We start from the raw sequence: 17,969 nt of genomic DNA, 5'->3' as shown, positions 1-17,969 counted from the left end.
CGAGCACACGGGGCGGCGGCGACGTCGGAGCCGTCCGGCCCCGACGTCGATCCCCTCGGCCTCAGTGGTGCAGGAAGCGTCGGTACTGCTGCGCGATCGTGGCGCCGGACGCGGCCGTGTCCAGGAACATCAGCGAGTCCATCCGACAGTCGCACGGATTGCGCTCGCGGTCGTTCCGCGGGAAGCTGCCGCCGATCTTGAGCCCGCGCGGGTTGGTCGCGGAGGCGCCCGTTCCGTCGACCTCCCACGGATCGCCGGGATTCGTGTAGAAGCCGCGCAGCGGCCTTCCATTGCGGTAGAGGGCCATCTCGCCGGTGGTGTAGTCGAACGTCGCGGCCAGGTGCACCCACTCGTCCCTCGGGAGCAGCTCACGCCAGTCCTGGCGGGCGGCGAAGGTCTGCGAGGCTCCGCCGTCGATGCGCCTGCCCAGCGCGACGAGCCGCAGCTCGCCGTCCACCTCGATCAACTCCAGCAACGCGCGGACCTCGTGCCCGTCGGAGCCTCCGGAGAGGATGCCCGCCAGGCCGACCGCGTTGTAGCGATCGTCGGGGTCGGTGGTGTTGGAGTCGGGTGCGGGGTTCTCGCCGGTCATCTTGAACCAGCCCATGACCGTCGCGCCGTCGGTGCCGTTGAAGGCGTCGAAGGAGGCCACACCGTCGGGTCCGTCGTCCCAGACGCCTGCCTTCCAGTCGTCGTTGCCCGGGTTCTCCGGGTCGACCTGCCTGACCTGTAGCGCGTTGTTGCTGCCGGGGAAGGCGCCGTCGGCGACGCGCATGTCCACTCCGCCGTTGATCAGCGTCAGCAGGGTGTTCGACGAGCCGAGGTCGCTCTCCCGCGTGCCGTCGACGGCGAACGGGTTCTCGAAGTCGTAGTGGGCCACCAGGTTCCGCCTCACGCGGTCGGTGACCTCCGAGCCGGGTCCCTGCTTCGTGTCGACGACCCGCCAGATCATGCCGTTGGACTTGGCGAGCAGGTAGAGGTGGCGGTCCGAGTCGATGCCGAAGCGCAGGTCGACGCGGCCCTCACCGACGAAGTCCGTCATCTTCTTCCGGTTGCCGTCGGTGTCGAAGAGCTGGAGTTCGTGCAGCGGCGCCCGCTGCTCGCCGCGCCTCATCTCGTCGACCTCGGTGTAGAAGACCTTGCCGTCGACCAGGTCACCGAAGACGTACTTGCCGCGCAGTCGGGGCAGGTCCGTTCCGCGATACACCTGGCCGCCGGAGATCGCGTGTCCGCTGTCGGAGTCGCAGGGCCAGTTGGCGGGCGGATCGTGATCGTAGGCGGCCACCGGATAGACATAGCCGAACTCGGCGTCGTTCTCGGGCAGCGGGAAGAGATGGCACTGTTCCTCGCGGCGGTACTCGTAGTCGCCCTCGCGCCTGCTCCAGCCGAAGTCGTCGCCCGCCCGCACCTCGTACACCGCCTCGATGGCGTGCTGGCCGATGTGGCCGAGGTACATCGCGTTGTCGCCCTCGGGGTCCCAGGTGAACCGGTGCGGGTCGCGCATCCCGATCGCGTAGATCTCGCCGAGCGCGCCGGGGGTGTCGACGAACGGATTGGACTCGGGAATGCCGTAGCGGCCGTTCGGGCCGTCGGTGCCCGCCGGGTCGATGCGCAGGATCTTGCCCGCGGGGTTGTCCATCTCCTGCGCGACGTCGGAGCGGACGCCGAGTCCGCCGTCGCCGACGGCGAGGTACAGCAGGCCGTAGTCCTCGTCGCCCGGCTTCGCGGTGGTGTTGAAGTCGATCTGCTGGACGGCGTGGATGTAGGTGGCGAAGCCGAAGCGGAAGATCTCCCGTCGCGTTCCGGCGAACTCGTCGGCGGCGGGATCGTGGGCGGTCCACTCGGTGACGACGCTCTGCACGACCGAGTTCGGCTGATTCGGGTAGGTGGGCTCCTCGCTCTCGATCGCCTTCTCGTTCTCGCTGTGCACCGTGTAGAAGCGGCCGTTGTCGGCGAACTCCGGGTGGAAGGTGACGAAGCCGAAGCCGCTGCCCATGCCTCGGCCGGAGAAGAAGTGCTCGAAACGCTCGGAGAAGTCCAGGTAGAGGTGCTCGCGTCCCTCGTCGATGAGGTAGAGCGGCCCGTTGAGATCGGGGACGTAGTGGCGCCCCGTCCCGTCGGGCACCTCGCCGATGAAGTTGATCCTGTTGTGTCGGATCAACCGGGGGTCGGTCGCGGGCGGCGTCGCCTCCGTCGCCGGGAGTCGCACGTACTCCTCGAGGACCAGTCCGAGGCGGGACTGGATCGGGTCCTCGGGGATCGGGTCCCTGATCGCCTCGTCGGCCGAGGCGGCGGCGGACGACGCCGTCTCGACGCCTGTCGCCGTCGCCGGCGCGGGCAGGGTCGCCGTGACCGCCATCGCGGTCAGCACGGGGACCCACCAGCTGCGCTTGCCCACTGCTCTCACTCCATCCCTGCGGTTGGTGTCGGTCGACGCCGGTGGCGGTCGACACGGTCCGCGCCTTCGAGCACCGTCGACCCCGACGCGTTCCGGTGCGCGGAAGCACGACGGGTCGATCGGACCGAAGGCGGGTCAGGACGTCCGCGCCGCACGGCCGTCGCCCGGTTCTGTCGGGATCGTGGCCGTCGCCGCGGAGTGGTTCGCCGAAATCTTCTTGCTCGAATACTCACGCGATTTTCGGTAAGCGCTTTCCCGGATGCGTCCACCATAGGGACACGTTCCTTGCCAAGGCAAGCATGCGGCGGCGACTCGATCGATTCCGGGCGTGTCGACACGGATCTCGAATACGGGCGCGCGTCGTCCGACGGATTAGCGCAGGCGGTGAACGAAAGGGCGAGACCGTCCGATCGTCCGATTTCGCCCGGTCCGTTTCGGCGGGCCGCGATCGGGTTCTACGACGAGAGGGAGTCCCACCCGGCCGTCGCCGCCTCCGCCGGTCAGCGCCCCGGCCGAGGCGACGCGCCGAAGGCGGGCGTGAGGCTCTCCGCGCGCAGCCACCCCGGCTGTTCGGGATCGGGCACGCCCGGCGACTCGCTCATCCGGTACCGCCGATTCGTCGGCGTCGTCGGATATCGGATCGCGGTCCGCCACGTGTCGAACGCGACGGCCGTGGGCGCCGCGGCCCGGAAGTCCGCGGGCAGCGCCAGGAGATGACGACGAACGGCCGGATCGTCCGGCGCGTGTCGGAGTGGGAAGGTCTGCTCCACCTCCGTCGTCGACAGCAGCGTCGAGGTCACCAGCCACGGGGCCAGGTGCAGCGATCGCGGCTCCGCGGCGCGCGATGCCGATCGCCGCGCCGCGGCGGCTCCGGTCCAGCCCGCGACCACCACGACGTCGGTCACCGACTCGGTCGGCTCGTCCCGCACCGTCACTCCGTGGCGGGCCGCCTGATTTCGTAGCACTCGCGTCGCCTGAGCGGATCGAGGCGAGTCGTCGCCGACGATCTCGATCGTGCGCCCCGCCAACGACCGCATGAGCGAACCCAGCTCCGCCGCGTCGTCGGCCGTCAGCTCGGCCGAGGGCCGGGGGACGGCGACACGGGGATCGATCAACGCCTGCCCCAGCACCGCGCTCGCGTACTCCGGCGCGTCGGGATCACGCGGGTCCGGGCCGTCCCAGGGCTCCTCGCCGGGGTCGACCGACACCGTCCCCACCCGCCCCTCGACCTCCACCCGCAGCCGGTCCCGCCCCTCGGCCAGCTCGATCAGCGCCCACCCGCCCGGCGCACCGGGCCGGGCCGTGGCGGGCACCATCGTGGAGGGCGACGTCCCGACCGACACGTCGGCCGCCCCGACATGGACCAGGTTCGGCCCCGGCCGGTGCGGCACGATCAGCAGGTCCACCGCCCGTCCGCCGACCGGCGCCGAGACCAGCAGCGGCTGGCCGGTCACGGGAACGTCGAGCCGACCGAGCACGATCACCTGCGCCGTACCCGCGAGCAGGGCGACCGAGGCCACGATGCCGCTGACACGCACGACCAACGCCGAGCGTCTCCCCGTCGGAGTGCAGACCATCAGCCAGGTCACGGCGGCGAACGCCGCGAGCACCGCCGTGTCGGCGACGGCGTCGGGCGGCTCGACGACGGCGAGCAGGCCTGCCGCCTGCGCCCCCACGGCCACCGACGTCGTGAGGACGAGCGCGGTCATGGTGAGTCCGGACAGCCCCGGCCGGGTGCGGGAGAACGCCAGCGACACCGGGGCGCCCAGACAGACCAGCAGCAGGAAGGCCATCGGGTCGGGGATCCACGAAGCGTCGGTGAACAGCAGCGAGAGGATTCCGCCGAGTGCTGCCGTCGTGGCCAGCGCGGTCGTGCCGCGCCGGTCCAGCCGCGAGGCGGGACGGAGCAGCCCCGCCGCGGCGGCGACGATCGTCGTCGTCAGGAGCGCGAGCGTCAGCCCGAGCGCTCCGGCGGGTGTCGGCGAGCCTCCGTGACCGTGCCCGCCGACCACCGCCGCCTGCGGAGCGGAGTCCGCGGCCAGGAGGATCGCCCCGATCACACCGACGCCCGTGCCGAGGCCCTGCGGTCTCGCCGTGCGGGCGGGTGGGCGCAGTCGCACCGCATCATCGCCTGCTCGGCCGTCGTCGCTCGTCGATGCAGCACCATCGCCACCACCATCGGAGCGAAGACGATCGCGTTGTAGAGCAGGTGCAGCTCCACCCTCGGGATCAACAGCTGGATCATGCTCGTCGGGACCGACTTGCCCAGCAGATAGGCGCCGCTCCATGACTGGATGAGCAGCAGCAGGTGTTCGATGTGATGCCAGAACTGAATGCCGAGCGCGATTCCCCACCAGGTCCGAGATCGCCCGGTGAAACCGTGGCGCAGCATGAAGAACGCTACGATCATGATCAGTGCGAACCCATAGTGGAGCAGCTCGTTCTGCACCAGCGAGGGAAACACCAGACCCAGTGCGCCGCCCGCCTCCGGAATCGGCCAGTCCCAGAGATAGATCTGCGCGGCCTGCGCCAGGTGTTCCACCCAGTGCAGTAGGACCACGATGCCGTAGATCGCCAAGGCGGCGCCATGCCGACTCGTGTTCAGCGTCTCCAACAGACTGCCGGGCCGGGGAACCCGTCTACGCACCATCGACGTCGACATCATCGTTCTCCTGACTCGTCGAAACGGCAGCGGACGCGCCGTCGATCACGTCGTCGATTCGTGACCGAGGGAATCCGCACGTCATCGCAGCCGAATGGGACCGATCTCCGCGGCGCACGACGCCGTCGAATCGGCGCGGTGTGGGAATACCCCGGCGTCCTCCTCGGCTCACCTCACCGTAGTGTCGGGGGAACCGAGAATGAAGGTCTCCGTGGAACTCGGGGCGTAATGGGCAATCTCGGAGAAACACCTTCCCGAGCACGCCACGTCGACGGTGTCGCCGAGTGACACGCCGAACCGTCGACCGCCCGTCCGTCGGCCTCGTCCTGCCGCACCGGGTCGCCGCGCGGGTCATCGCGTCCGGACGGCCGCCTCGTGCAGCCACGAGCCGACTCGCCGGGCGGCGGCGAAGGCCGCCCATGCGGTGACGTCGACGATCGAGGCGTCGTTCGCCTGCCGCCGTCGCACGTCGGCCACCACCGCCGGGTCCACCTGGAAGGGGGCGAAGGCGACGAGCAGGGCGAGCCGCCCGACGGCTCGGTCCTCCTCGGGCAGGCTCGCGACGCCGTCCGACACCCATGATCGACTCAGACCGCGCGGCCCGCCGCGCCAGACCGCCAGCTCGGCGACGATCAGCGCCCGGACGGACGCGGGCACGGCACGGACGCCCGCCAGGTCCAGCTCGGCCGCGGTGCGCGCGAGGGCGTCCGCCACCGGCCGGCTCTCCGCCGCCCAGGACAGCTCGGACGGCAGGGGTGCCGTGGGCAGCAGCGACAGTGACCGGCCCGGCGCACAGCGCGCATCCGCGGTGGCGCCGAGGTGTCGGCTGAGCAGTCTGCCCAGTCCGGTGCGCAGACTCGGGGTCGTACCCGGCAGCGCGGAGTCGTCGAGGAACACGGTGACGACGCGGTTGAGGTAGTGGAACGCCACCGCCACGCCGATCAGCTCCGGTCGATGCACGGCGGGCGGCGGCACCGTGCGCAGCGCCCCGTCCGCCGTCCCGCCGTGGCGAGCCCACTCGACGACGGCGCGCAGGCGGTCGTCCGCGACGTCGGCGGGCCGATCCGCGACGATCGCCGCGCTCGCCGTCCGGGCACCGAGACCGCGCAGGGTCGTGCTGTGCACCTCCACGCAGTACGGGCAGGCGTTGCTCTGTGACACCGCCGCCGCGACCGCCTCCTTGGTCGCCCGGTCCACCGCGCCCGCGGCCAGCAGCGTCTCGCGCAGCAGCACCCAGGACGCGGCCAGCACGGCGGGCGAGGGCGAGTGCACCGCGATCGGCGGGGCCAGCAGGCCGAACTCGCGTTCCACCTGCCGGTAGACGTCGGCGACCATCCCGACGGCCGCGGACGGCGGCACGGGACTGATGTGCCGCGTCCGGTTCAGCGCCCTGCGTGATGCCGATCTGATGAACGGTCCGGTCATCGCCGCCTCCTTGGTTTCGTCAGACAACTCACTCGACGTGCGGTAGCGACCCCCAGGGAATGGTTAGCATCGATCAGGTGCTGAGACGGACCTACGACCAGCGTTGCTCGGTTGCCCGCACTCTCGAAGTGGTGGGTGAGCGCTGGACCCTGCTCATCGTGCGCGAGGCGCTGCACGGGGTCACCCGTTTCGACCGGTTCCTCGACCAGCTGGCGATCGCCAGGAACGTCCTGACCGACCGTCTCCACCGCCTCGTCGAACACGGCGTGCTGGACCGGGTCCCGTATCAGGACCGCCCGGTGCGACATGAGTACCGCATCACCCCCAGGGGACGGGAGCTGGCCACCGTGGTCACGGCGTTGATGGAATGGGGTGATCGACACCTGGCCGACGAGGCGGGACCACCGCGCGTCGCCGAGCATGCCGCGTGCGGCGGGCAGGTGGCGACCATGCTGCACTGTTCACGCTGTTCTCACCCCGTCTCACCCGGCGAGGTGATCACGCGACCGTCGTGACCGGGCCGCTCGAACAGCGTCGCCGCCGCGCGGGCCGTCGCCGCCCGCCCGCTCGTCTCCCCGCCCGGCCCCGGTGCCCCGTAGGTCACCGCGACGCCGCGCTCGCGTGCGGCGCGGACGATCCCGGGAACGGCACGCTCGGCGAGCGCCGCGATGGTCAGCGCCGGATTGACCGTGAGAGCGCCGGGCACCGCGGAGCCGTCGGTGACGAAGACGCCCGGATGCCCGCGCAGTTCGTGGCGGTCGTCCAGCGCCGAGGTCGCGGGGTCGTCGCCGAGGCGACACGAGGCCAACGGGTGGACCGTGTAGGCGCCGACGACGTCGTTGGTCCAGGGCAGCACCGTCGACAGGCCGTCGCGCTCCATGATCCGCTTGATCTCGGCGTCCGACGCGGCCCAGCCGCGCAGAGTGTTCGCCGTGGGCCGGTACGAGAGGGTGCCGCGCCCGAGCATCTGCTGGGAGATGCGGTAGGCGTTGCCCGTGGGCGGCGGCGGCCCGAAGACGCCCTCGTTGTCGTCCTCGGTCATGGCGAAGATCGTGAGCCACGACGGCCATCGCCGCAGCAGCTCCTTCTTCCTCGGCCCGAACCAGGTCGCGCCGGTCGGGTCGGGCGTCTGCGCCAGGATCGTGCCGAGACCGGGCGGGAAGTAGAGCTGCTCCAGGGAGAAGCGGGAGTACTCCGGCTTGGTGCCGTCGAGATCGTCCCAGCTGGCCACGGCGGGGCCTCGACCGATCTGATTCGCCGCGTAGACCCGGCCGTCGGGGCGGGACAGGCCGAACAGCTCGTGGGCGCGTTCCTCGTCGACGACCGCGGTGTTGAGCCGTTCCCCGTTGCCGGAGAAGTAGCGTCCGACCGCGTGCGGCATCGGGCCCAGCGTCGCCTCGGAGCGTTGCAGGATCATCGGCGTGGCGCCCGCGCCCGCCGCCAGCACGACGATCCGGGCGTCGATCGTGCCGCTGCCGGTGCTGATCCGGTAGTCCTCGGCGTCGATCGTGTCGTAGTGGACTCGGTAGTCCCCGTCGTCTGTCCTGGACAGGCGCTGCACCTCGTGCAGCGGCCGGATCTCGGCGCCGTGGGCGACGGCGGCGGGCAGATAGTTCAACAACAGGGAGCGTTTGGCGTCGAAACGGCAGCCCGCCATCATCCAGTTGCAGTTGGTGCACAGCGCCGTGTCGATCGCGACGGGGACCGGATTGGCGGTGCGGCCCGCGTGTGAGCAGGCGGCGCCGAAGAGCCCTGCGGCGTAGCTGACGTCGTCCCAGGTCTGCCGCGTCACCGGCAGTGCCTCCGACACCCTGTCATACCACGGGTCCAGGGTGTCCCGGCTGATCGCCGCGGGCCACATGCGGCGTCCGATGCCGCCGTGGCGTTCGAAGGCGAACCGGGGGGCCCTCGGCATCGCCGCGAAGTACACGACGCTGCCGCCGCCGACGCAGTTGCCGCCCAGCAGGCTCATCCCGTCGCCGACGACGAAGTCGAACACCCTCGTGTACGACGAGCCGAGTTTGAAGTCGTGGTCGAACTCCTCGCCCGTCAGCCAGGGCCCGCGTTCGAGGACCACCACCTTCGCCCCGCCTGCCGCCAGGTGATACGCGGTCACGGCGCCGCCGAACCCGCTGCCGATCACGAGGACGTCGGTGCGCTCCGTGCTGCTCATGCCGGACTCCCTGAGGGGCTGGTGTCGGGATGGGTGGCGGCGGGGGTGCCGCCGTACGAGTGGTCGCGGAACCGCCAGAGGCCGTCCGCCTCGGGGCGGGCGAAGCCGAGGATCGACAGGCCCGGGTGGCCCTGGGCGAAGGCGTCGGCGGTGTGGAGGTGCGCGGCGGTGTCGAAGGCCATGTTGCTGAGCATCGCCAGCGCGACCCAGCCGTCGCGTTCCCCGTTGTCCACGGCGGTCAGACGCAGCATCAGGGCCGCGCGGTCGGCATAGGACAGCGCGACGAAGGCGGGCAGCGTCTCGTCGAGTGCCACCCCGCGTTCGGCGGCGAACCTGTCCGCATGCTCGTTCAACAGGCCCGCCAGCGACGCCAGCGCCGGTCCGAAGCCGCTCGCCGGATCGTTCAACAGCGCGAGGGCGCCCGACGCCACGGCGCCGCCGCCCTCGGCGACTCCCGCCACGGCATGGTCGTCCGGGGCTCGCTTCTCCCCGGGGACGATCGTGTCGGCGAACGCCTCCAGCGTCGTCGTCGTGATCCGATCCAGAGTCGGCTGATCCGAGGTCACACCATCTCCTCCTTCGTTGTCGGCGACATCCGACGAGAGGGCGGCCCGATTCGGTGTTTCCACCGCGAACGGTTCGGTTCTCCGCGCGATCCGCGAACCACGCGGTCCCGCCGTTCCGCCGACAGCAACCGTCGAATCGTCGGCGTCACGATGAGCGTTCGACGACGAATCCGCGCGTTCACCCGTCTCATGCCGAACCGCCGTCAGCTGATCATCGGAAGTGTCGGAATCCGATGCGCGATCGAACTCATCGTCCGTTCGACGGCGGCGGCACCGCACCTTCTCCATTGCGCAGCGACTCCTGTGGAACTGCGGCTCATAACTGGGGACGGCGCCTGCGCACGAAAGAAGTAGCCGAGATCCCGAGGCGGCTGTGATGGTCGGAACAACCGGTGCGGCAGACAAGGATAGTCCGACTCATTCCGGTTGAAGGAGCGCACGTTGAGCACATTACTTCGGAGATTCAGACGCCGTGTTCTGACGCCGAACGTGTCGGAGACGGAGCTCGCCACCCGTGGATTCCACGACAAGTCGCCCGCGGCACGCGAGTTGATAGAGACGGTGGGTCGGATGTTCCTCACCGGTTATGCCCACGCCATGGAGTCGCGGTCCGCCGCCGAGGCCGAGGCACGGCTGGAGACGCTTCCGACGTTCTTCCGGGGTTTCGCCTACGAGGGCGCCGCGATGGGATATGCGGTGCTCGACGGGCTGCCGTGGGGCGGCGGGAACGTGGAGCGGTTCCTCGCGGGCCGGGGCGGCGAGCACGTGTACATGGCCTACATCGGCGTGGGCTGGGCGATGGCGAGGGTCCCGAGATTCCGCTGGCCGAGGATGCTGCCGCCCGATCCGCTGCTGCGCTGGCTGGTCCTCGACGGCTACGGGTTCCACCAGGCCTACTTTCATACGCGGCGGTACGTCCACGAGCAGTTCCGCGAACCGCGTTTTCCGTGGCCGTCGAACGCGCCGCATCCCTACGCCGACAACGCCATCGACCAGGGCATCGGCCGTGCCCTGTGGTTCGTCGGCGGTACCGACGCCGCCCGCGTCGCCGACCTGATCGACGCCTTCCCCGCGGCGCGCCGAGCGGATCTCTTCAGCGGAGCGGGGCTGGCCGCCACCTACCTCGGGGGCGTGGACGAGGCCGAGCTGCGGCTGTTCGCCGAGCGGGCGGGGCAGCACCGGCCGCAGGTGGCGCAGGGCGCGGCGTTCGCGGCGGAGGCCAGGGTGCGGGCCGGGCTGGTGGTCGAGCACACGGGGGTCGCCACGCGGGTGTTCTGTGCCGCGGACCCCGACGGCGCCGCCGATGTCTCACGGGCGGCCCGACCCGCGCCGTCCACGTCCGAGGCGGTGCCCGCCTTCGAGACGTGGCGGCGGCGCATCGCCGAGGAGTTCGTCTCGCTGGGGAGGTCGTGAACACATGTCGTCCATCGTCAAGATGATGCGCAGGCAGCTGGCCGGAGTGCTCGCGCTGGCACTGATCGCGGCGACGTTCGTCGTCGTCCGGCTGCCCACCTCGTCGGCCGCCGAGATCGAGCGGCTGGCCGCCGACTACGGATTCGAGCCTCGCTCGATCGCGCTGCCCGGCGGGCTGCCGCAGCAGACCATCCGCCGGGTCAATCAGGACTACAGCCACATCGACGCCTGGATCTCGTCGGTCGGCGCGTCGATCGCCATGAACGATCTCGACGGCGACGGGTTGGCCAACGACCTGTGCCTGACCGATCCCCGCTCCGACGAGGTGATCGTGACACCGGTCCCCGACGAACGCTCGGACCGCTATGAGCCCTTCGTCCTGGACCCCGGCGACCTGCCGATGAACGACGTGATGGCGCCGATGGGATGCGTCCCCGGCGACTTCGACGAGGACGGCAGGCTGGATCTCCTCGTGTACCTCTGGGGTCGCACCCCGATCCTCTACCTGGCCGACCCGGACGCCGCCACGCTGGGCCCGGAGACCTACCGCGCCACCGAGGTCGTGCCCGGCAGGCAGGGCGAGGTCTACGACGGGCCTCAGTGGAACACCAACACGGTGGCGGTCGACGACTTCGACGGCGACGGGCACCTGGACGTCTTCGTCGGCAACTACTTCCCGCACGGTCCGGTGCTCGACGACTCCGTCAGCGGCGGCGTACAGATGAACCACTCCATGTCCCAGGCCTTCAACGGCGGCGAGGACTACTTCCTGCGCTGGGCGGGCGTCACCGACGACGACGAACCCGCGGTCGAGTTCGAGCTCCTGGAGGACGTGCTGCCCGTCGACGTCTCCAAGGGCTGGGCGCTGGCCGCGGGGGCCACCGACGTGGACGGCGACCTGCTTCCGGAGCTGTACGTCGGCAACGACTTCGGGCCCGACCGGCTGCTCTACAACCGCTCCACCCCCGGCGACATCCGGTTCTCCGTGGTGGAGGGCGCCAGACATCCGATGGTGCCCAAGTCCAAGCACGTGGGCCTGGATTCGTTCAAGGGCATGGGCATCGACTTCGGTGACCTCGACGGCGACGGCCTGTACGACATGTTCGTCAGCAACATCACGACGTCCTTCGGCATCGAGGAGAGCCACTTCGCGTTCGTCAGCGACGCCGACGACCCCGCCGAGCTGCGGGCTCGGCTCCAGGCGGGCGAGGCGCCGTGGACCGACGAGAGCGCGCCCCTGGGCCTGGCGTGGTCCGGATGGGGCTGGGACGCCAAGATCGCCGACTTCGACAACGGCGGCGACCTCGTGGTCGCGCAGGCGACCGGGTTCGTCAAGGGCCGGACCAACCGCTGGCCCCAGCTTCAGGAGCTGGCCACCGCGAACGACCAGCTGCTCAGCAATCCGCTGGCCTGGCCCCAGATCACCGAGGGCGACGACCTCGCGGGCGACCAGCACATGGCGTTCTTCGTCAAGGGCGACGACGGGCGGTACGTCGACCTCTCGGTCGAACTCGGCCTGGCGATCCCGGTACCGACCAGGGGCATCGCCACCGGCGACTCGGACGGCGACGGTCTGCTCGACTTCGCCATCGCCCGGCAGTGGGACGCGCCGTTGTACCACCACAACGTCAGCCCCGCCGAGAACAGCTTCCTCGGCCTGCGGCTCACCCACGACGAGGAGCCCTCCGACGGCGATCTCGCCGCGCCGGGCTCCCCGGTGGTCGGCGCGCAGGTCACGGTGACCAGAGAGGACGGCAGGCGCTTCATCACGCGGGTCGACGGGGGCAGCGGCCACTCCGGCAAGCGCAGCCACGAGGCCCACGTGGGACTCGGCTCCGGGGTGACCGGGCCGGTGGACGTGAACCTGAGATGGCGGGACCGCACCGGCCAGGTGCGTGAGGACAACCTGAGACTCGAACCCGGCTGGCACTCGCTCCAGCTCGGCACCACCGCGCAGGAGGGGTGACGGACATGGCAGGACGGCAGCAGGCGGCCTCGCCGCCACGACACGACCCGAAGGTGATCACGGCACTGCGCCGGTTCGCCATCTCGATCACGATCTTCAACCTGCTCGGCTACACGGTGCTGGGCTTCGAGCAACCCTGGCTGTGGCCGTTCATCGCCCTGGCCACCGGTTACACGGTGGAGATAGTCCTGGAGTGGGTCGCCGCCAGGTCGGAGGGCCGGGCGCCGCGGTTCGCGGGCAACGGAGCACGCGGCCTGATGGAGTTCCTGTACCCGGCGCACATCACCAGCCTGGCGCTCAACATGTTGATCTACGTCAACGACCAGGTGTTCGTGATGATGTTCGGCGTGCTGGTGGCGGTGGGGGCCAAGTGGATCCTGCGGGCCCCGGTGCGCGGCAGGCTGCGGCACTTCATGAACCCGTCGAACTTCGGCATCGCCGTCATCCTGCTGTTGTTCCCCTGGGGGAGCATCGCGCCGCCGTACCACTTCAGCGAGCACGTGGACGGCTGGATCGACTGGCTGATCCCGGCACTGATCATCGTCGGCGGCACGATGATCAACGGGAAGCTCACCGGACGGATGTGGCTGATCGCGGGCTGGGTCGGCGGCTTCGCCCTGCAGGCCGTCGTCCGAGGCGTCGTGGAAGGCGTGTCGATCCCCGGCGCGTTGGGGACCATGACCGGCATCGCGTTCATCCTGTTCACCAACTACATGATCACCGACCCCGGCACCACCCCGTCCCGTCCCGCCTCCCAGGTCGCCTTCGGCGGCGGCGTGGCGGTCGCCTACGGCGTGCTGACCGCGATGCACATCGCCTACGGGATCTTCTTCGCCACGGCCATCGTGTGTCTGGTGCGCGGCCTGTTCCTGTGGGCCCTGCACTACACGAACCAGGCTCGGGAACAGTACGAGGCCGCGCAGCGGCGGGCGACCGAGCAGGCGGAACGGGAGCCGAGCACGGCGACGGGCGGGTCCGGCGAGGAGGTCCCCGCCGAGACGTCCGACGTCGGGTCGACCGCCGCGGCCGAGCCTGCCCCGGTGCCCACCGAGAACCGGGTCGTCCGGACGTGAACGGGCCGGAGGCCGCGCGGCGCGGCCGGACGCCGCCGGGCCCGCCGCGCTCGGAGACCCTGGCCATGCTTCGGAGACTGGCGGGCGACCGCCTCGGACTGATGTCCTCGGCGGCGTCCCGCTACGGCGACGCCTCGAAGCTGACGATCGGACCGAAGTCGCTGTACTTCTTCAACCATCCCGACCACGCCCGGCACGTCCTCACCGACAACAGCGCGAACTATCACAAGGGGATCGGGCTGGTACAGGCCAGACGGGCATTGGGCGACGGGCTGCTGACCAGTGAGGGCGCGCTGTGGCGCACACAGCGCAAGGTGATCCAGCCCGCGTTCACCCCCCGGCGGATCGCGAGTCAGGCGGGGGCCGTCGTGGCGGAGGCCGCCCGACTCGTCGACCGGCTGCGATCCAGGCGGGCGGGCGAGCCGGTCGACGTCCTGGACGAGATGACCGTGTTCACCCTCGGTGTGCTCGGCCGGGCACTGCTCGACGCGGACCTCAGCGCCTATGACGCGGTGGGCCATGCCTTCGAGGCGGTGCAGGACCAGGCCATGTTCGAGATGGTGTCGATGGGCATGGTGCCGACCTGGATTCCGCTGCCTCGGCAGCGCCGCTTCCGGCGGGCCCGTGCCGAGCTGTATCGCGTGGTCGACCGGCTGGTCGCCGAGCGGAGCGCGGGGCAGACGGGCGACGGCGACGACGTCCTCTCGCGGCTGATCGAGTCGACCGGGCAGGAGAGCGATCCCGAGGTCGGGCGCCGTCGGATGCGGGACGAGGTGGTCACCCTGCTGCTCGCCGGGCACGAGACCACGGCGAGCACGCTGGGCTGGACGCTGCATCTGATCGATCGACATCCCGAGGTCGGCGCACGGCTGCGGGCGGAGGCCGCTGCGGTGCTGGGCGACCGACAGCCGACACATGAGGACCTCCGCCTGCTGCCCTACACGACGATGGTCGTCGAGGAGGCCATGCGGCTGTATCCGCCCGTGTGGATCCTGCCCAGGGAGGCACAGCGGGACGACGAGGTCGGCGGCTATCACGTTCCCGCGGGTGCCGACGTGCTGATCTGTCCCTACACGCTGCATCGCCATCCTGAGTTCTGGGACGAGCCCGAGCTGTTCCGGCCCGAGCGGTTCGCGCCGGAGCAGAAGGCGAAGCGGTCTCGTTACTCGTATCTGCCGTTCGGCGCGGGGCCGAGGTTCTGCGTCGGCAGCAGCCTCGGGATGATGGAGGCGGTGCTGGTCATCGCGATGATCACGCGAGAGCTGCGGCTGACGGCGGTCCCGGGCAGGCCGGTGGTGCCGGAGCCGATGCTGTCCCTGCGGGTTCGGGGCGGCCTGGAGATGTCCGTGCACCGTGTGGCCTGACCGCGGGCGGGCTGCGCCGCCCTGGCGCGGATCGGTGACCGAGTCCGCCGGGGCAGGCGCGGCTCGGTCGCGGCCGTCGCGGCCGGAGGGACCGGATCTCGGGTTGTCCGTGCGACGGGGTTCGGGTGGATGCCGCGGGGTGCTCCCGTTCCGGTCGCCGTTGGCCGGGCGGCCGCCGAGACGCGGCGGGTGCCGGGCGATGTCGACCGGGATGACGTTGACCGGGGTGCCGGTGGCCGGGGTGACGACGCCGTCGCCCCGACCAGGCGGCCGGGGCGACGACGTACGGGCGTCGATCAGCGTGGCGTGCGCGCGTCCAGCAGTGCCATCAGTACCGGCGGGTCCAGCTGTCGGAGCGGCCGCAGGGCGATGTCGACGGTGTGGATCGGCTGGCCGGGCCGCACGGTGATCGGCCCGTGTGAGCCGACGGAGACCTGCCCGTCCTGCCCGCCGTCGGTCTGCTCGGCCGGGTCCGTCATGACCGACTGGGCCAGGACGTACCAGGTGCCCTGGGGGACGTCGGCCAGTTCGAATGCACCGGGGGCGTCCAGCACGGCACACCGTAGTGGTCTGCCCTGCGGGATGGGTTCACGGAACAGACCGATGAACACCGAGGACTCGTACTCCGGCGACGAACTGTGCACGGTGCCCCGCAGCGTCACGGTGTGGTCGACGCGGACCGGACGGCGGTCATCGGTCACGATCTTGGAGCAGTAGCCGCCGAGTCTGCGGTACGTGGTCGGCGAGACGCCGACCGTGCTGCAGAATCGGGAGCCGAAGGTGCCCACGCTGGAGTAGCCGACCCGATGACTGATCTCCGTGACCGACAGCGAGGTCGTGACCAGGAGTCGCTTCGCCTCCTGCAACCGCATGGCGGAGAGGAAGCGCCCCGGCGAGACACCGGTGACCCGCTGGAAGGCGCGGGAGAAGTGGAACTTGCTGTACATCGCGGCGCGGGCCATGTCATCGATGGTGAGCGTCTCCCCGAGATTCTCGCGCATCGCGGTGATCACTCGGGACACGGCCTGCTCGATACCGGCCGGTACACGTTCGTCTATCGTCGAGGTGGTGGCTGCTCGCTGCATTCTCTCCCCTAATGTTCAGACAGTGGAGTTCCCCAGTGGCGAGGCGGCGCTCGATGAAGCGCGGCATGCCTGAAATCAAGCATTCCGTATCAGTTGTTCGCCCCAGTACGTGTGGCAATCAGTGGAGTCGGGTTCTGTCACTCTGATAGTTCGACGTCGCCACAGGGAAATCAAGGTTCAGTGGCGGAATCAGATAGGATGGCATCGTCATGAGAGATGGTATGTGAGAGGTGAGTTCTGCCTTCGGGTATCGGAATGATGTCGTTCGCCGCCGATTCGGGAGCGACCGGCCGCGGCTCTGGCCGTGCGTCGCCGCGGATGTTCAACTCGAGGAGTCCGGAGGTTCGTCGTCGGCGACCGCTCTGGGGGCGGGGACGTCGCTCGGTGGCGGGTGGGCCCCGGATCCGTCCGTCTGTGCCGTGCCCGCCGCGTTCGTCGCGGCGAGCCGATCGCGGATTCGCTGTCGCCACGCTTCGTAAGCGGGTGTCGCCGAGGTCGGGTCGACTCCGGCCGTCGTGCGTACGATCCGCAGCGCCTCCGGTGCGGTGACGCCCGCGAAGGCGGTGAGCGCGGGGTGGGTGTGCGGCGGGACCGCCCCCGCCATCGAGCGCGCCTGCGTGGCGAAGACCGCGCCGAGACCGAGTTCGAGCCCGTGAGGTCCGGCCTGCGTTCGCAGCTCCGCCAGCGCGGTGGGGGTGCTGCCGCCCGCGAAGGCGGCGGCGAGCCCGACTCCGCTCCACAGGTCGGCGTGTCGGGTCGTGGCGAAGCGGGCGACGGCGGCGGCGACGTCGCGGGTTCGTCCGCTATGGATGAACCACAGCGCCCGGCCGATTCCCTGGTCCACGGCCCTCGGGAAGTAGTCGGGCGCACCCTGCCACGGGTATGCGGCGGGAACCTGCTGCCGCTCGACCCATCGCTTCTGGTGGAAGTAGGCGAGATCGAACCCGTAGCCGTCCACCACCAGCCAGCTCATCGTCGGGTGATACGGCGAGGAGTCGGTCAGATCGGGGAGTACGCGTCGCCACAGCGGCCGAGGCAGGCGCGCCATGGCGAATCCGACCCCGATGTAGGAGAGCAGGAGGTGCGGCGCTCCCGGGCCGCTCAACAGGTCTCGGGTGCGGTGTCCGCCCGAGGTGGCGTCCAGGATGGTGAGCGCCATCGCGGCGCCTTCGTAGGCGAAGCCCCGCATGTCCGTGTCCACCAGCTCCAGTCTGCGCTCGATCTCCCTGATTCTCGGTGTCTCTACCGCCCACTCGAATCCACAGACCACGGCCGCCGGGATCGCCTCCAGTCGGCCGGTGTCCTTCGTTCGCGGGCCGGGAAAACCGCGACGGGCGAACGTCACCTCGTCCAACGACGGTGCCAGTATGAGTCGGCGCAAGGTGCCGAGAATCGCAGGCATAGCCCCTCCCAATGCCATGGTGAGGTCACTCGGCTGTGTTGGTGACGGACCTGATCGTCGCAAGAGCCGGGTGCCGATTTCGATTTTCAGACTTTCTCATTGAATTGTCAACATTCTCCTTCTTCGGGGATGCCGTCGAATGGCGGTATCGGCCGGGCCTTCGATCGGCTCATTGGTCGGATATCGCCGATGATGTGTACCGATAGCAGTGATCCGATTGGTCGGACGGGATTCGGCTTTGCGGCCGATTGCGGTACCGATCAAGCACCGTCGTTCCTCGCCGTGCCGTGCCGTCGGCGCCCGAGAGCGAATTGCGCGCGCCTGAGTCTCGCGGGACGTCCTCCGCCGGCGACGACCGGGCGCCGTGGTCGCCTTCCTGCCTGCGCCTGCGCACGTACACGGCGATCCGGCGGTCGGCCCGCCGAGGCCGGGTGTGCCCGAC

The 17,969-nt window shown here is 70.2% G+C and carries 13 protein-coding genes; 5 read left to right on the top strand and 8 right to left on the bottom strand.

Annotation, left to right across the window (positions count from 1 at the left end; all coding sequences use genetic code 11):
- Positions 1-61: 61 nt before the first annotated feature.
- The 4 genes from AHOG_RS16825 to AHOG_RS16805 all read right to left on the bottom strand — a co-directional run bounded on the left by AHOG_RS16825 (position 62) and on the right by AHOG_RS16805 (position 6,485).
- Positions 62-2,398, bottom strand: a complete 2,337-nt coding sequence (locus AHOG_RS16825) for a PQQ-dependent sugar dehydrogenase (protein ID WP_245856273.1) — start codon at positions 2,396-2,398, stop codon at positions 62-64.
- Between the two features lie 500 nt (positions 2,399-2,898).
- Positions 2,899-4,518 carry a DUF6239 family natural product biosynthesis protein gene (locus tag AHOG_RS16815; RefSeq protein WP_093942208.1) on the bottom strand — a complete coding sequence of 540 codons (1,620 nt, stop codon included), beginning with the start codon at positions 4,516-4,518 and terminating at the stop codon, positions 2,899-2,901.
- Complete coding sequence (locus AHOG_RS16810) at positions 4,455-5,063, bottom strand: hypothetical protein (protein ID WP_376700048.1); 609 nt, start codon at positions 5,061-5,063, stop codon at positions 4,455-4,457. The genes AHOG_RS16815 and AHOG_RS16810 overlap by 64 nt, the downstream gene beginning before the upstream one ends.
- Positions 5,064-5,411: 348 nt before the next feature.
- Positions 5,412-6,485 carry a carboxymuconolactone decarboxylase family protein gene (locus AHOG_RS16805; protein ID WP_093942207.1) on the bottom strand — a complete coding sequence of 358 codons (1,074 nt, stop codon included), beginning with the start codon at positions 6,483-6,485 and terminating at the stop codon, positions 5,412-5,414.
- A gap of 77 nt (positions 6,486-6,562) precedes the next feature.
- Here AHOG_RS16805 and AHOG_RS16800 point away from each other — a divergent pair, with 77 nt between their 5' ends.
- Entirely contained in the window at positions 6,563-7,000 is a 438-nt protein-coding gene (locus AHOG_RS16800) for a winged helix-turn-helix transcriptional regulator (RefSeq protein ID WP_093942206.1), read from the top strand.
- Here AHOG_RS16800 and AHOG_RS16795 read toward each other — a convergent pair.
- Together AHOG_RS16795 and AHOG_RS16790 are read right to left on the bottom strand one after the other, a co-directional pair.
- Positions 6,958-8,658, bottom strand: a complete 1,701-nt coding sequence (locus tag AHOG_RS16795; protein WP_093942205.1) for an FAD-dependent oxidoreductase — start codon at positions 8,656-8,658, stop codon at positions 6,958-6,960. The two genes, AHOG_RS16800 and AHOG_RS16795, sit on opposite strands and share 43 nt — an antisense overlap.
- The gene (locus AHOG_RS16790; protein WP_093944525.1) at positions 8,655-9,224 is read right to left on the bottom strand and encodes a DUF5987 family protein; all 570 of its coding nucleotides are present in this window, start codon (positions 9,222-9,224) and stop codon (positions 8,655-8,657) included. The genes AHOG_RS16795 and AHOG_RS16790 overlap by 4 nt, the downstream gene beginning before the upstream one ends.
- A gap of 489 nt (positions 9,225-9,713) precedes the next feature.
- Here AHOG_RS16790 and AHOG_RS16785 point away from each other — a divergent pair, with 489 nt between their 5' ends.
- The 4 genes from AHOG_RS16785 to AHOG_RS16770 all read left to right on the top strand — a co-directional run bounded on the left by AHOG_RS16785 (position 9,714) and on the right by AHOG_RS16770 (position 15,040).
- On the top strand, positions 9,714-10,637 hold the full coding sequence (locus tag AHOG_RS16785; protein WP_245856272.1) for a DUF1702 family protein: 924 nt from the start codon (positions 9,714-9,716) through the stop codon (positions 10,635-10,637).
- Between the two features lie 4 nt (positions 10,638-10,641).
- The gene (locus tag AHOG_RS16780) at positions 10,642-12,603 is read left to right on the top strand and encodes a CRTAC1 family protein (RefSeq protein ID WP_093942204.1); all 1,962 of its coding nucleotides are present in this window, start codon (positions 10,642-10,644) and stop codon (positions 12,601-12,603) included.
- A 5-nt stretch (positions 12,604-12,608) separates the two neighbouring features.
- A complete protein-coding gene (locus tag AHOG_RS16775) occupies positions 12,609-13,676 on the top strand; it encodes an enediyne biosynthesis protein (protein WP_221438620.1) in 1,068 nt (355 codons plus the stop codon).
- 65 nt (positions 13,677-13,741) lie between these two features.
- The gene (locus tag AHOG_RS16770) at positions 13,742-15,040 is read left to right on the top strand and encodes a cytochrome P450 (protein ID WP_093944523.1); all 1,299 of its coding nucleotides are present in this window, start codon (positions 13,742-13,744) and stop codon (positions 15,038-15,040) included.
- A 296-nt stretch (positions 15,041-15,336) separates the two neighbouring features.
- On the opposite strand, the gene AHOG_RS16765 is transcribed toward AHOG_RS16770, so the two are convergent.
- The gene (locus AHOG_RS16765) at positions 15,337-16,062 is read right to left on the bottom strand and encodes a helix-turn-helix domain-containing protein (RefSeq protein ID WP_311770146.1); all 726 of its coding nucleotides are present in this window, start codon (positions 16,060-16,062) and stop codon (positions 15,337-15,339) included.
- Between the two features lie 385 nt (positions 16,063-16,447).
- Entirely contained in the window at positions 16,448-17,527 is a 1,080-nt protein-coding gene (locus tag AHOG_RS16760; RefSeq protein WP_093942202.1) for a DUF1702 family protein, read from the bottom strand.
- Positions 17,528-17,969: the final 442 nt, after the last annotated feature.

Source organism: Actinoalloteichus hoggarensis, from assembly GCF_002234535.1.
Classification (GTDB): Bacteria; Actinomycetota; Actinomycetes; order Mycobacteriales; family Pseudonocardiaceae; genus Actinoalloteichus_A; species Actinoalloteichus_A hoggarensis.
Note: the sequence above shows the minus strand (reverse complement) of the source record. Positions and strands in the feature narration are given on the sequence as shown.

Coding starts and splice junctions, on each gene's coding strand:
- AHOG_RS16775 (WP_221438620.1), top strand. CDS start 12,609: ATGGCAGGACGGCAGCAGGCGGCCTCGCCGCCACGACACGACCCGAAG.
- AHOG_RS16795 (WP_093942205.1), bottom strand. CDS start 8,658: ATGAGCAGCACGGAGCGCACCGACGTCCTCGTGATCGGCAGCGGGTTC.
- AHOG_RS16810 (WP_376700048.1), bottom strand. CDS start 5,063: ATGATGTCGACGTCGATGGTGCGTAGACGGGTTCCCCGGCCCGGCAGT.
- AHOG_RS16780 (WP_093942204.1), top strand. CDS start 10,642: ATGTCGTCCATCGTCAAGATGATGCGCAGGCAGCTGGCCGGAGTGCTC.
- AHOG_RS16760 (WP_093942202.1), bottom strand. CDS start 17,527: ATGCCTGCGATTCTCGGCACCTTGCGCCGACTCATACTGGCACCGTCG.
- AHOG_RS16805 (WP_093942207.1), bottom strand. CDS start 6,485: ATGACCGGACCGTTCATCAGATCGGCATCACGCAGGGCGCTGAACCGG.
- AHOG_RS16770 (WP_093944523.1), top strand. CDS start 13,742: ATGCTTCGGAGACTGGCGGGCGACCGCCTCGGACTGATGTCCTCGGCG.